12 protein-coding genes are annotated in these 13,604 nt (G+C 67.3%); 6 read left to right on the top strand and 6 right to left on the bottom strand.

The window, feature by feature from the left end:
• Positions 1–414 precede the first annotated feature (414 nt).
• The gene (locus EB836_RS04245; RefSeq protein ID WP_135537836.1) at positions 415–867 is read left to right on the top strand and encodes a MaoC family dehydratase; all 453 of its coding nucleotides are present in this window, start codon (positions 415–417) and stop codon (positions 865–867) included.
• 152 nt (positions 868–1,019) lie between these two features.
• On the opposite strand, the gene EB836_RS04240 is transcribed toward EB836_RS04245, so the two are convergent.
• The 3 genes from EB836_RS04240 to EB836_RS04230 form a co-directional block, all read right to left on the bottom strand.
• Positions 1,020–1,751, bottom strand: coding sequence for a hypothetical protein (locus EB836_RS04240; protein WP_135537834.1), 732 nt, complete (start codon positions 1,749–1,751; stop codon positions 1,020–1,022).
• A 706-nt stretch (positions 1,752–2,457) separates the two neighbouring features.
• Positions 2,458–5,103, bottom strand: coding sequence for a trehalose-phosphatase (gene otsB, locus EB836_RS04235; protein ID WP_135537833.1), 2,646 nt, complete (start codon positions 5,101–5,103; stop codon positions 2,458–2,460).
• A gap of 27 nt (positions 5,104–5,130) precedes the next feature.
• Positions 5,131–5,850: a hypothetical protein gene (locus tag EB836_RS04230; protein ID WP_135537831.1), complete on the bottom strand. Its 720-nt coding sequence runs from the start codon at positions 5,848–5,850 to the stop codon at positions 5,131–5,133.
• Positions 5,851–5,964: 114 nt separating this feature from the next.
• Between EB836_RS04230 and EB836_RS04225 the strand changes: the two genes are divergently transcribed.
• The 3 genes from EB836_RS04225 to EB836_RS04215 all read left to right on the top strand — a co-directional run bounded on the left by EB836_RS04225 (position 5,965) and on the right by EB836_RS04215 (position 8,173).
• On the top strand, positions 5,965–6,573 hold the full coding sequence (locus EB836_RS04225) for a winged helix-turn-helix domain-containing protein (RefSeq protein ID WP_135537829.1): 609 nt from the start codon (positions 5,965–5,967) through the stop codon (positions 6,571–6,573).
• Between the two features lie 68 nt (positions 6,574–6,641).
• Entirely contained in the window at positions 6,642–7,802 is a 1,161-nt protein-coding gene (locus EB836_RS04220) for a serine hydrolase domain-containing protein (protein ID WP_167854347.1), read from the top strand.
• Positions 7,799–8,173, top strand: coding sequence for a hypothetical protein (locus EB836_RS04215; RefSeq protein ID WP_135537826.1), 375 nt, complete (start codon positions 7,799–7,801; stop codon positions 8,171–8,173). The genes EB836_RS04220 and EB836_RS04215 overlap by 4 nt, the downstream gene beginning before the upstream one ends.
• Before the next feature lie 80 nt (positions 8,174–8,253).
• Here EB836_RS04215 and EB836_RS04210 read toward each other — a convergent pair whose 3' ends face one another.
• Positions 8,254–8,715: a Rieske (2Fe-2S) protein gene (locus EB836_RS04210; RefSeq protein WP_167854346.1), complete on the bottom strand. Its 462-nt coding sequence runs from the start codon at positions 8,713–8,715 to the stop codon at positions 8,254–8,256.
• 138 nt (positions 8,716–8,853) lie between these two features.
• Here EB836_RS04210 and EB836_RS04205 point away from each other — a divergent pair, with 138 nt between their 5' ends.
• A complete protein-coding gene (locus EB836_RS04205) occupies positions 8,854–10,077 on the top strand; it encodes an MFS transporter (protein ID WP_135537822.1) in 1,224 nt (407 codons plus the stop codon).
• A gap of 225 nt (positions 10,078–10,302) precedes the next feature.
• Positions 10,303–12,138, top strand: a complete 1,836-nt coding sequence (recQ, locus tag EB836_RS04200) for a DNA helicase RecQ (RefSeq protein WP_135537820.1) — start codon at positions 10,303–10,305, stop codon at positions 12,136–12,138.
• An 88-nt stretch (positions 12,139–12,226) separates the two neighbouring features.
• Here recQ and EB836_RS04195 read toward each other — a convergent pair whose 3' ends face one another.
• Complete coding sequence (locus EB836_RS04195; RefSeq protein ID WP_135537818.1) at positions 12,227–12,787, bottom strand: OsmC family protein; 561 nt, start codon at positions 12,785–12,787, stop codon at positions 12,227–12,229.
• Positions 12,788–12,968: 181 nt separating this feature from the next.
• Positions 12,969–13,454, bottom strand: a complete 486-nt coding sequence (locus EB836_RS04190) for an Lrp/AsnC family transcriptional regulator (RefSeq protein ID WP_240689587.1) — start codon at positions 13,452–13,454, stop codon at positions 12,969–12,971.
• Between the last annotated feature and the right edge of the window lie 150 nt (positions 13,455–13,604).

The following is a 13,604-nucleotide window of genomic DNA, read 5'->3' as shown; positions in this document are numbered from 1 at the left end:
TACGGGAACTGAAAAGTGGAATCAGACTGGTGAGAGACCGGGACGATGTTCCCTGCCCATTTGTCGACATTTTGCGAGAACCGGATTCACACCACGGCTCCCATACCGATCGGTGGATCAAGGCTTACCCGTGCCCGCGCCCGTGCCGGTTCCCGGCCTCGCGACGCTCACCTCGCGACTCTCAGCGCGCGACGCTCACCTCGCAACGCTCGGTCCGCGACTCACAGTCCGGACGACCGGGTGGCGGCGAGCGGCCGGAGACGTATGATGCCAGGAACGACGCTTTCCAATCGATTGTCCGCTCAGTCGCTCGGTCGGGTCGCGGTCAGCCGCCGGCCCCGCCTCGGCGAGGCGGATTCGCGAGGATCGGCGTCGTTGGGATCGAACGTCGCCAGGATCAAAGGAGAACCTTCAATGCGCACCATCAACGGCATCGACGAGATCGAATCGCTCATCGGTCAAGAACTCGGAGCCTCCGAGTGGACGACGATGGACCAGGACGCCATCAACACCTTTGCCGATGTCACCGATGACCACCAGTGGATCCACATCGACGAAGCCCGCGCGGCCGAGGGCCCCTATGGTGCGACCATCGTCCACGGGTTCTTCACCCTCTCGCTCATCCCGAAGTTCTCCGCCGAGATCTTCACGATCGAGGGCGTGTCCATCCGCGTCAACTACGGACTCAACAAGGTCCGCTTCCTCCAGCCCGTGGTCGTCGGCTCGCGCCTGCGCGGCAGGGTCGAGGTCAAGGAGGTCATCCGCGGCCAGAAGGGCACGCAGGTCATCCTCAACCACACGATCGAGATCGAGGACCAGGAACGTCCCGCCTGCGTCGCCGAGGTGGTCACCCTCCTCGTCGAGTGAGGCTCGGTCCGGTAGGGCGGCGCAACACTGCCAGCGGGGTCATACCATCTGCCAGCGAAATGGGTGTGGTCAGATTGCCAATATCGAGCTTGAATTGGGCAATCTGACCACACCTATCTTTCGCCGACCGGCGCAGCGGCCAGGTGGCGTCCTCAGATAAGTCCGCCTGCGCGCAGGTGGTGGGCGATCAGACGGCAGATCTCCGACATGTCCGAGCCTTTCGATACTCGGATGACCGTCCAACCCTCCGCCTGAAGTGCTGAGATGCGGCGATTGTCCTCAGCAAACTGGGTAGGCGAGCTCCGGTGGTGGTCTCCCTCGTACTCAATGGCGAGCCTGATCGACGGATAGCCCATGTCTGGATGGAGTTCTGTCCCGATGAGCGCACACATGACTGCCGGATGGACCAGGGGTTCAGGAAGACCTGCGTCGATGAGATGCAATCGCAGCCTCGTCTCCGGTGGAGAGTCCACATCGTCCCGGACCAAGTCGAGCGCGCTTTCAGCGGTGAGACGTCCGTACACTCGGCGGCGGGAAGCAAGCTCAGCGCGGATCTCGTCGATGGTTGTCACCGGTCCACCGTGCCACCGGCCGACGGCGGCATCACCAAGCTCCACGAGTTGCCTGACCGTCAGCACCCGCGCAAGTTCGATGAATAACTGCGGTACCGTGACGAGCGGCAGGCCGAAGAAGTTCTCCGACCGCAGCCATTCGTAGCGATGGAAGACAACATTCTTCCGATACCTGGACAGGCACTTGTCTTCGCGGGCCACATGCATCCGTGTATCGGCATTCCACGGCACCGGCAAGCCATATAACCGTGCCGCAGTGACATTGCAGGCGACCACATTCGGGTCGATGCAGGCCAGACCCGACAGCTTCACTCGCTCTTCGATCCACTCGGTATCCGCCCAAGTCGGAGCGACGACCCGAGTCGTGGGAGCGGCTTCGACCCATACGCCGTAGTCGAGCTGCTGGTACTTCCGCCCGTCGTCCAGCGCGCGACGCGTGATTCCCCGCGAAGCGGCCTGCGCCCTCGTGAACGGAATAGCGGCGGTCAACAACTGACGTGGCTTCTCCGACCAGGACCGGACGCGCAGCTTCCGCGGCTTCGTACTGTCGCGCGGCGGCGGAGGAGCCGTCGATCCCCCAGCTGCGTTAGCCGGAACGTCGGCCCGATTGTCGTGCAGCGGGTTGGCCTGCGGGCTCATCCGCGAGCTGGTCCTAGAACCGGCCCGTGAGTTGGTCGCCTGACCGCTTTGCGGGCCGGACCGCTGGGTAGCGTTGAGTGGCCGCGAATCTGACGCCTGATTATCCATGGCATGAGACTGCCTCACCCTTGACGAAGAATGCCAGAGGCGAATATCCGCCTGTGGACAGAGTTGCGATATCCACAGGCGGAGTACGTACGACTCGCCGCTCGCTCCTCGCGGCTATGGACGGAGGAAGACGCCGGAGATGGGTGGGGTCAGATTGCACATTTCTGCGTCGAAAATGGCAATCTGGCCACACTCATCTCACGGGCGAGGCAACAGCGGTCGGTGCTGCGCGGCGCAACCGGCGGGCAGGCACCCCGGACCGCCCCGCAGGTCAGCTCGGGCGGTGGGCGTCGAGGAGCTGGGCGACGCGGATGTAGCCGAGGTGCGAGTAGGCCTGCGGGTGATTGCCCAGGTGCGCCTCGGCGACGGGGTCGTACTCCTCGGACAGCAGCCCCGTCGGCCCGAGCAGGTTGTCGACCTGCCGGAACAGGTCCCACGCGTCGTCGATGCGACCGACTTCGATGAAGGCCTCGATGAGCCAGGTCGTGCAGATGTGGAATCCGCCCTCGAGGCCGGGCAGCCCGTCGTCGTAGCGGTAGCGGAACACGGTCGGCCCGACCCGCAGCTCACGTTCGACGGCGTCGACGGTCGAGACGAACCGCGGATCATCGGCGTCGACGAGCCCGGAGAGCCCGACGAACAGCGCCGCCGAGTCCAGATCCGTCTCCCCGTAGGCGACGGTGAACGCCCCGACCTCCTCGTTGTACCCGTGGGTGAGCACGTCGTGGGCGATCTCCTCGCGCAGCTGCCGCCACGCCCCGGGCGGTTCGCGGTCGAACCGTTCGGCGATCCGCAGCGCCCGATCGACCGTCACCCAGCACATCACTCGCGTGTAGACGTTGTGCTTCGGTGCGCGCCGGGCCTCCCAGATCCCGTGATCGGCCTCGAACCACCGCTTGCCCACGGCTTCGACCATCTGGCAGGTGAGGGTCCAATAGTTCTCGGGAAGCTCGCCGAGGTGGCCGCTGAGTTCGTCGAGCAGCTCCGTGACCGGGCCGAACACGTCCAATTGGACCTGGTGTTCGGCGGCATTGCCGACCCGCACCGGCCGAGAGCCGGCGTATCCGGGCAGGTGGGCGAGCACCGCTTCGGTGGTCAGCGCCGAACCGTCGACGGCGTAGAGCGGGTGGAGCTGTTCGGGTGAGACGGTGCGGGAGAGGATCCCGGACAGCCACGACAGGAAGCCTTCGGCCTCGCCCGTCGAACCGAGCGCGAGCAGGGCCCGGACCGTCATCGACCCGTCCCGCAGCCACGTGTACCGGTAGTCCCAGTTGCGCACGCCGCCGATACCCTCGGGCAGGGAGGTCGTGGGGGCGGCGAGGACTCCTCCGGTGGGTTCGTGGCACAGGGCGCGCAGGGTGATCGCCGAGCGGATGACCTCTTCGCGGTGATGGCTGGGCAGGTGCAGCGAGTCGACCCAGTTCGTCCAGAAGTTCAGGGCACGTTCGCGCACATGGTGCTCCCCGCCGGTGGCGATATAACCGGCGTCGCCGGTGCCCGTACCGCAGGCGAGGACGAGCACGACCCTGCCGCCGGGCTGCTGCGAGGGCACGACGGTCGCCTCGGCGGTGTGGGAGTCGCCGTTCTCGACGAGCTCGAAGTCGAGCCCCGGGGCATGGAGTTCGATGGGTTCCGAGGTCCCGAGCACCGCCACCCCGTCATCGGTCGTCACCATGCGGGTCGGCACCGTCGCATAGTCGAGGCGAGGGGCGAAGCGGATCCGGGCGGGAGCATCGCCGGTGAGCACGCGCACGACGATCGTGTCGTCGCTGTGCCCGTCGACGGGAGCGAGGTAGTCGATGCAGCTGAGGCCGGCCCACCGAGTCTCGAGCAGCGTGGAGTGCCCGAGGTAACGCTGAGTCAGCGGGCTCGCCCCGCCGACGGGGGCGACGGCGAAGAACCCGGCCGCCTCGGTGCCGAGGATCTCGGAGAACATCGAGGCAGAATGCGGCAGCGGGTGCGGCATCCAGCAGATGCTGCCCGCGGGATCGACGAGCGCGGTCGACTGCCCGTTGCCGATCAGGCTGTGCCGCTGAATCGGGGTGGCCCGCCGACCGAAGAGCCAGGACTTGCGCAGTTCGAACAGGGCCCCGAGGACGGTGGAGACCTCGTCCGAGGAGGCCAGGCGGAAGTCCGCGTGCGTCGTCGTGGGCTCGGTGCCGACCTTCAGCCCGAGGTCGTGCTCACCGAGGGTCTCGAGCGCGAATTCGTCGGCGGTGTCATCGCCGATGAACACCACGTTCTCGGCTCCGGTCTGCACCCGCAGCCGGGTCAGGGCTTCGGCCTTCGACGACGGCACCACGGACAGGTCGATGACCTGCTTGCCCCTGGTCGGGTGGATCGGATGGGCGGTCGCGAGCTGTTCGACGGCGGCTTCGACCCGGCGGCGTTCGGTCTCGTCGAGTCCGCGCAGGTGGACGGCCGCGCCCGTGGTCTTGTGCTCGATGACCTCGCCGGGCAGGGTGCGGGTGAGCTCGGCGCGGAAGTCGGCCAGGGTCGCCCGCTGCGCCTCGGTGAGGCTGGCGATGGTGAAGGTGTCGGTCTCTCCGCCGTGGGATCCGAAGAGGTGGACCTCCCGCGGCAGGCGCGACATCGCCGCGAGGTCACGCAGGCTGCGACCGGAGATGACCCCCGCCGAGGTGGACGGCAGGAGGGCGAGCGCGCGCAGTGAGTCGACCGAGCTCTCCAAGGGAAAGGCTTCGCTGGGGACGTCGACGATGGGAGCGATCGTGCCGTCGTAATCGGTGGCCACGAGCAGAGACGGGGACCGGGAGAGTTCGAAGAGGCGGCGGAAGAGGGCGGGGTCGAGTTCGCGGCTGGCTTCGGCGAGGTCGCCGAGGAGTTCGGAGGACCTCACCGAGGCGGCGATGGTGGCCAATCGGGATTCGGTCGCGCTCTCGTACTCGACAGTGCTCATCTCACCTCGGGTGTCTCGGGTGCCCGGTCAGGGCTCGTTCTTCGGGGCAGTTCCGTCATCTGATTCGTCGGAGTCGTCGGAGGTGGCCGCCTCGGCGGGGGTGCCGATCTGCTCGGCCGGTTCGCCGCGCTTGGCCAGCTGGCGACCTTTGCTCAGGCGGGAGTACCCGCCGATGATGAAGATCACGCCGGCGATGAGGGTCGCGGCGCCGGTGAAGCCGAGGATCGACAGGGCCTCCATACCGTCGCCGAAGACGAGGATGATGCCCAGCAGGGCGTGGGTTCCCGCAGCGATGAGGAAGTCCGAGGCCATCGGCTGGGACTTCAGCTGCCTGTAGGCCCAGAATTCGAGCGCGCCGTGCAGCAGGGCCCAGATGCTCAGCGCCGCGCGCAGCTCGGCGGGGTGGTCGGCGAGGAAGAGGAATACGATCGCCGGGATCGCAATGACGGCCTGGCCGTAGATCGCGGTGCGCACGTTCAGCGGTGCGCGCACGGCTTCGAATACCAGGGCGAGGGCGAAGAGGATGAGGTAGCCGATGGCGAGGTGGTCGACGACGTCGGTCGGCATGCTCAGCTGCAGCGGGTTGCTGTCATCACGGGGCCAGAAGACGGTGGCGATGCCGAAAACCACACCGAGGAGGCCACGGACGACCATGGGCGTGCCGAGCCGTTTCGCGGCGGCGATGGCCTGCGGGGAGGCCTCGGAACGCGGGGACGTGGATTCGGTGCGCGGCTCTTCGGTACTCATCACGACACCAGTCTAGGTCGCCTGCCTGAGTCTGTCCGTTCAGCCCTGACTCAGGCGCGGACGCACCCTTCGAGACGTATTTACGTAATTACGTATTTATTGTATTATTGAGCCATGGAATCGACGCCTTCATCGGAGGAACGCCTCTCTGCACTCGAACGCCGAGTCGCCGAGCTCGAAGCCGGAGCCTCACCCGTGACGGGGGCAAGGGCATCGGGTGCTCCCGCGGAGACGGGCAGCGCAGAATCGTCCCCGGCTGCGGGCGGGACGGGATCCGCGCCCCCGGGCGAGGCAGCCGCGGGGCTGCCCGGCGACACGGACACGTTCTGGGCACTGCACGGACTCGTCGACCGCCTCGGCGAGGACGGCGGAGTGACCTACACCGGGTACACCACTCCCCCGGGCGCCGACGGCCCCGTGGCATGGCAGATGGGGCTGACGACTGCGGGACTGGGCGACATCGATTTCGCCGAGGCGGCCGGATCCCTGGCAGCGCTCGGCCATCCCGTCCGACTCCAGCTGTTGCAGGCGATCTACGAAGGCACGTCGACCGTGGCCGAGCTCGGTCGGGACGAGCGCTTCGGCACGTCCGGGCAGATCTACCACCATGTGCATGCCCTCGCCGGTGCCGGATGGCTCGAGAATGCCCGCCGCGGGCACTGGCGAGTCCCCGCCTCGCGGGTCATCCCGCTGCTCACGCTCGTGCTCATCGGCACGCACTGAACGACACGGGCGGCGAGCGTTCCGTCCCTGATCACCGCACTTCCCACCCCCGACCACGAGGAGGAACGATGACCGAAACCGATCCCGACCGCAGGCCTCCGGCGGACGGTGAGGCGACTTCCGGGCGCGCGCCTCGGCGCCGGATCATCGCCCTGGCCGCCGCGACACTCACGGCCGTCGCTCTCGCCGTCCTCACCCCGTGGCCGCGCGGCTTCCAAGGAACTCCCACCGGTGACGCCGAGCTCATGAGCGAGCTCGCACAGACCCTCGGCAGCAAACACTGGCAGCACATCGCCGCGGCCCGCATCGACGGCGACGAGGTCACCTTCGCGGGCACCGGGGCCGATGAACACACCGAATTCGAGATCGGCTCGATCACGAAGACGTTCACCGCCGCCCTCTTCGCCGATGCCATCGACCGGGGCGAGATCGACGCGGACACCCGCCTCGGCGAGGTCTGGCCGGACCTGCACGGGAAGGTCGCCGAAGTGAGCCTCAAGTCCATCGCCCAGCAGCGGTCGGGTCTGCCCTCGCAGAAGCCGTGGTCAGGGTGGGGCGAGGGCCTCTCCGGCATCCTCGCGAACTACGTCCGCGCGGACCCCTACCGCGGTGACGCCGCCGCCATCGTGGCCGGTCTGCACGAGGCGGAGGTCGGGAAGAAGGAGCCCGAGTACTCGAACTTCGGCTTCGCCGTCCTCGGTCAGGCCATCGCCGAGGTCACTGGGGAGGACTACGGCGAGCTCGTGCGGACGCGGATCACCGAACCGCTGGGAATGAAGGAGACCTTCGTGCCGGACTCCCCCGAGGGATTGAGCCACGGCCGCACCTCCTCGGGCCTGTCCGCCGCCCCGTGGGTGATGGGCGGCTCCGCGCCCGCCGGTGCGATCCGCTCGACCGCCCACGACATGTCGATCTGGCTGCGGGCGGTACGCGATGGAAGCGCTCCCGGCGCGAATGCCGCCGAGCCCCGCGCCGATTTCGATGAAGGCGACCGCATCGGCTGGGCCTGGTTCACGACGAAGACCCGCGCGCCGAACCTCACCTGGCACAACGGAGGTACAGGAGGCTACACGTCGTTCCTCGGCTTCGATGCACAGTCCGGGCGGGGTGTCATCGTGCTCAACGACTCCGCGAACTGGGTCGATGCGGCTGCAGCGCTGATCTCAGACACATCCGACGCCGGGCCGGCGCGACCGGTCGACGTCAGACAGGAGGGAGCACGGTCATGAATCCCGAATTCGTCTCAGCGGTCATCGGTGCGATCATCGCAGCCTGGGGCGCCTTCGCAGCACTGCGGGCATCCAGGTCGGCGACGCGGATGGGCCTGCTCTCGGGGATCGGCACGGGCGTGATGTTCGTGCTTCTCATCCGCCTCGTCGGACCCTTCGGAGGCTGGGCCGACTGGTTCGTCTGGGTCTGGCTGGCCGCCATGGCCACCATCGTCGTCGCCGTCTTCCGGGCAGTTCTCGTCTGGCCCGGCCTGCCCTGGCGGGCCGAAGACGCAAAGACCCGTCGCAGCGAGGTGAGCGGACTCGGCTTCTCCGTCGTGGCCGCCCTCGTCATCGCCGGAGCCCTGGTTCTGCCCGGACTTCTCCTCTGAGCCCCAGCGAACGCAGCATCACAGGATGCAGGCCACCCGCGCCCCCGACGGGCGCGGACGCCTCACCCGGAGGCGATGGATCACTTGCCCGTGATCGTCAGGGTCCCGCCGTCCTCGGTGACCTCGTACTTCGGCAGCGGTTCCTCGGCCGGACCGGAGAGCACCTCACCGGTGGTGACCGAGAAGTTCGTCGAGTGGCACGGACAGATGATGGCTTCCTCGGTGACCCTCTTGACCTGGCAGCCCTGGTGCGTGCACACGGACGAGAACGCGAAGAACTCGCCCTTCTTCGGCTGAGTCACAACATAGGTATCGTCGATGACGGTGCCCGATCCGACGGGAACATCGGAGCTCGGAAGGCTCGCATCCTGCGTCGGCGCGGCCTCCTCCTCTTCGGGTGAGCACCCCGAGGTGGCCGCCACCGAGGTGCCGACGACCGCAGCGGTTCCGGCCACGCCCACGGTCTTCATCACCCGACGCCGGCTCGGGGCCTCGGCCGCGGTCGACTCTGCCGGGATGGGGGTGATCGGGCTCGTGGTCATCGGAATCTGCTCCTTCTCGCGGATGCGCACAATCCACCATGCCGGCGCCCCGGCATGGTGCGGAGACTCCAGCGTACAATCGCTGACGGTTCGACACGTACAGGGGGCAGACGGCACCCGAGGCGAAAGGCGGTGGCGATGTCCGAAGGATCGCAGGCGAAGACCCCGGACCCATCGCAGTCGCATGCGGCCACGGGATGGGGGTTGGCCGCCTCGGCGTATGTCTTCACCGTCGTCATGATGGGCACGACCCTGCCGACTCCGCTCTACCCCCTCTACGAGGAGCGGTTCGGCTTCGGCACCGCATTCACGACTCAGCTCTTCGCGATCTACGCACTCGGCGTCATCGCCGCACTCATCGTCTTCGGCCGCCTCTCCGACGGTCTCGGGCGGCGCCCGGTGCTCAGCCTCGGGGTGGTCTTCTCGGTCGCCTCGGCGGTCCTCTTCCTCATCGGCGCGAACGTCGGACTGCTGCTCACCGGACGTGTCCTCTCCGGGCTGGCCGCGGGGATCTTCACGTCCACGGCCACCGTCACCGTGCTCGAGAACGCCCCGGCCGGACGCGAACGGCTGGCCGGGTCGCTCGCGACGGCCGCGAACATGGGCGGACTGGGATTGGGGATCCTCTCCTCCGGACTCCTCGCCCACTTCGCCGCCGGGCCCCTCTTCACACCGTTCCTCGTCAACGCGATCATGCTCATCATCGCCGGGGCCGCGCTGCTCCTTGTTCGGGACCGGACGCGGAGGCAGCAGCGGGGCACCCCGGGTGCGGTGCGGCTGCAGCTGCCGGGCATCCCCGCCTCGGCGAAGCGCATGTTCCTCGCCGCCTCACCGGGAGCGATCACCGGATTCGCGGTGTGTGGCCTGTATTCGGCGGTCGCGCCGAGCTTCATCGGGCAGACCCTGCACCTCACGTCGACGGCGGTCACCGGCACCGTCGTGTTCCTCCTCTTCGGCGCCTCGGCGAGCGCGCAGCTGGTCTTTCGGGGACTGAGCGACCGTCGGCTCATCGTCGGCGGGACGGTGACGATGATCGTGAGCATGGGTGCGCTTGTGCTCGCGCTCCTGATCGGCTCGCTGCCGGTGCTCATCGTCTCCTCCGTGCTGGCCGGAGCCGGGCAGGGGCTGGTGTTCATGACCGGGATGCGCGCGATCACCGCAGCCACCGCCCCGGAGCACCGCACCGAGGCGACCACCTCCTACTTCATCCTCGCCTACGTCTTCATGTCCGTGCCGGCGATCGGTGCCGGATTCCTCGCCGCCGAGGTGGGACTGGCGAATGCGACGACGATCTTCGCGGTCGCGGTGGCCGCGGTCTGCGTGTTCGGGCTCGTCGCGGCCCGGAGGTTCTCTGCCCGGTGAGGGACGGTCCGGGCCGGGCACTTTCGGACAGTTCGCTGAAACATAGGTCACCTTCGGACATTTTGGCGGCAGCAAAGTATCCGATTGCGACCTCAATTTCGGCGCGAATGTCCGATTGCGACCAAAACTCGGCGCCAGATGTCCTCCGTCGCCTCTCCTGCACGGTCTCAAACGACTGAACGCCCCGGAGGTTCTGAGTCAGTGCCGTGAACTAGGGTGGGATCCATGACCTCCGCAGCCACGACCTCCGCCCTCGATGTCCTTCACGATGTCTTCGGCTATGAGGAGTTCCGGGGTGAGCAGGCGGCCATCGTCGACCAGGTCGTCGGTGGTGGGGATGCGGTCGTGCTCATGCCCACCGGCGGCGGAAAATCTCTGTGCTATCAGATTCCGTCCCTGGTCAGGCCGGGCACGGGCGTGGTCATCTCCCCGCTCATCGCGCTCATGGCCGATCAGGTCGCGGCTCTGGAGAACCTCGGTGTGCGCGCGGCCTACCTCAATTCCTCTCTCGATTTCGACACCGCGCAGCAGGTCGAGCAGCAGCTGCTCGCCGGTGAGATCGACCTGCTCTACCTCGCGCCCGAACGCCTCGTGCTCTCGCGGACGATGCGGCTGCTCGAACAGGCGCAGATCTCACTGTTCGCCATCGACGAAGCCCACTGTGTGTCCCAGTGGGGCCATGACTTCCGCAGCGACTATCTCGGGCTCGGGGTGCTGGCCGAACGGTTCCCCGACGTCCCGCGCATCGCGCTGACGGCCACGGCGACCCCGGCGACTCATGCCGAGCTCACCGAACGCCTCCACCTCCAGGAGGCCGAGCACTTCGTCGCCAGCTTCGACCGGCCCAACATCACCTATCGGATCGAACCGAAGGCTTCGGCCCGGTCCCAGCTGCTCAACTTCATCACCACCGAACACCCCGGGGACGCCGGCATCGTCTACTGCCTGTCCCGGCGCGGCGTCGATCAGCTCGCCGAGGCGCTCGTGGCCCGTGGCATCACCGCCCTGCCCTATCACGCGGGACTTCCCGCCGAGGTGCGGGCGGAGAACCAGGCTCGGTTCCTCCGTGAGGACGGGATCGTCATGGTCGCCACGATCGCCTTCGGCATGGGCATCGACAAACCCGACGTCCGCTTCGTCGCCCATCTCGATCTGCCCAGATCGGTCGAAGGCTATTACCAGGAGACCGGCCGTGCCGGCCGTGACGGGCTGCCCGCGGATGCCTGGATGGTCTACGGCCTCGGCGATGTCGTCTCCCAGCGCCGCCTCATCGAATCCGGTGAGGGCGACCAGGTGTTCAAACGCCGTGCGATGAGCCATCTCGACTCGATGCTGGCCCTGTGCGAGACCGTCGACTGTCGGCGCGTGCAGCTGCTGCGCTACTTCGATGAGGAGTCCGAGCCCTGCGGCAACTGCGACACCTGCATGACACCCCCGGTGACCTGGGATGCGACCGTGGCCGTGCAGAAGCTGCTCTCGGCGGTCATCCGTCTCGACCGCGAACGCGGACAGCGTTTCGGATCCGGGCAGGTCATCGATGTGCTGCGCGGCAACGACAACGACCGCTCCCGGGCGTCCGACCACGAGAGCCTGAGCGTCTGGGGCGTCGGCGACGACCTGTCCGAAAGCCAGTGGAAGACCGTCATCCGTCAGGTGCTCGCCCGAGGACTGCTGGAGTCCCACGGCGATTACGGGGTCCTCGTCGTCGGTGAGGCGGCCGGTCCCGTGCTGCGCGGTGAAGAGGAGATCTCGCTGCGCGTCGACCCGGTGAAGAGGTCCGGTGCGAAGAAGGCGGGATCCCGCCGCCGGTCCGGTCCCGAAGTCGAACTCGACCCGGCCGATGCCTCCCTGTTCGAAGCCCTGCGCGCCTGGCGCGGTGAACAGGCGAAGGAGCAGGGCGTGCCCGCCTATGTCGTGTTCCCCGATGCCACGCTCTACGGCATCGTCGAGGTCAGGCCGAGCTCGGTCAGCGAGCTCGGACAGGTCAGCGGTGTCGGTCTGAAGAAGCTCGACCGCTACGGAGAGTCCGTCCTCGAGGTCCTCGCCGCGCATTCGGGCTGATCAGACAGGGCCGGCGAATACTCGTGAGCCGATCCTCCGACCGACGGACACGCATCAGCCGGCCCTCCGACCGTGACGGCTCTCGTCCTCAGTCGACTTTCGTCACGGTGACGTCGATCGGCGTCGGGTTGGTGAAGATGTCGAAGACCGGGCAGTGGGCGTCGACGGTCTCCTGCAGCCTGCGGTAGTCCTCGGCGTCGTCGGGTCCCGAGACGTTCACGGACACCCGCACGGTGGAGAACCCGGGACGGACGGTCTCATCGGCTCCGAAGAGTCCCTGCACATCGAGGTCGCCCTCGGCGGTGACATCGAGTTCGTCGATGGTCAGCCCGAGATTGTGGGCGTAGAGGCGATAGACGACGATCTGGCAGGAGATGAGCGCTCCGAGCGCGTATTCGACGGGGTTCGGTGCCGCGTCATCGCCGGCCAGCGGGGTCGGTTCGTCGACGGCGAAGGTGTGCTGCCCGGCGGTGATCACCGAGGACACGGACCCGCGGGCCGTGCCGGAGGCCGAGAACTTCAGGCGGCCGTTCGTCGCCGAGGCGGCCAGACGCTCATTCCAGGCGCTGCCCGCCGCGGCGAGGCGTTCGGCGCGCTCCTGAGCAGTGATGTCGGCGATGGTGTCGAGTTTAGTGGCGGATGCAGTCATGACGGGGCCTCCCGGTGTCGGTGCTGTTGCTTGGGTGATTGCCGACCCCAGCCTAGGAATCTCCGCCGGCGGGCCGCCCTGACTCCGTCGGCTTCCGACTCCCGCCGACATCTTCGGGTCATCCGGCGTCATCTGCCGACACGAGTCATCGTCTACGCCGTCATCAGTATGTGCGAGACCGTCATTTCCGATGATGGCCGAACACAAGACTCGTCTGCGTGTGCGCGATCGTCGGATCGGACAGGTTCTGCTCGATGAATCGGTGCAGGCCCGTCGGATGGTCACAGGCGACGTGGACGAGGAGATCCCGCTCCCCCGACACCTGATACACCTCGAGCGTCTCGGCTGCCTCGAGCAGCCGGTCGATGACACTGCGCAGCTGCGAACGGCCGACCGGGGTGACACGCACGGAGATCATCCCGAACACGCTCAGTCCGAGCTTCTCGTAGTCGATGTCGGCGTGGAAGCCGCGCAGCACCCCGCTCTGCCGCAGGGCGCTGACGCGGCCCGAGCAGGTCGATGGCGCCAACCCCACCCGCGCGGCAAGGGTCTTGTTCGAGGTCCGGGCGTCGGCACTGAGCTCACGGAGGATCGCCAGGTCCACCTCGGCGAGCCGAACATCCGCCGAATCGGAGCGATGATCGGCGATCAGCGTCGAATCATTCACGAATATTCCTCTCAGTGACTCAATTCTGTTCGGATTCTGCCCATCATATCCGAATGCCATGCCAGGATGAGGAGCATACGCGAACGCTCGCCGCGCCCCTCATCGCAGAGGCGGAACGGATCGGCGAAGACGACGACTCGGGAGACTCTC

Origin of the sequence: Brevibacterium sp. S111, assembly GCF_004745075.1 — a bacterium.
GTDB lineage: Bacteria > Actinomycetota > Actinomycetes > Actinomycetales > Brevibacteriaceae > Brevibacterium.
Note: the sequence above shows the minus strand (reverse complement) of the source record. Positions and strands in the feature narration are given on the sequence as shown.

Coding starts and splice junctions, on each gene's coding strand:
- EB836_RS04195 (WP_135537818.1), bottom strand. CDS start 12,787: ATGACTGCATCCGCCACTAAACTCGACACCATCGCCGACATCACTGCT.
- EB836_RS04230 (WP_135537831.1), bottom strand. CDS start 5,850: ATGAGTACCGAAGAGCCGCGCACCGAATCCACGTCCCCGCGTTCCGAG.
- EB836_RS04215 (WP_135537826.1), top strand. CDS start 7,799: ATGAATCCCGAATTCGTCTCAGCGGTCATCGGTGCGATCATCGCAGCC.
- EB836_RS04225 (WP_135537829.1), top strand. CDS start 5,965: ATGGAATCGACGCCTTCATCGGAGGAACGCCTCTCTGCACTCGAACGC.
- EB836_RS04245 (WP_135537836.1), top strand. CDS start 415: ATGCGCACCATCAACGGCATCGACGAGATCGAATCGCTCATCGGTCAA.
- EB836_RS04205 (WP_135537822.1), top strand. CDS start 8,854: ATGTCCGAAGGATCGCAGGCGAAGACCCCGGACCCATCGCAGTCGCAT.
- otsB (WP_135537833.1), bottom strand. CDS start 5,103: ATGAGCACTGTCGAGTACGAGAGCGCGACCGAATCCCGATTGGCCACC.
- EB836_RS04220 (WP_167854347.1), top strand. CDS start 6,642: ATGACCGAAACCGATCCCGACCGCAGGCCTCCGGCGGACGGTGAGGCG.
- EB836_RS04210 (WP_167854346.1), bottom strand. CDS start 8,715: ATGACCACGAGCCCGATCACCCCCATCCCGGCAGAGTCGACCGCGGCC.
- recQ (WP_135537820.1), top strand. CDS start 10,303: ATGACCTCCGCAGCCACGACCTCCGCCCTCGATGTCCTTCACGATGTC.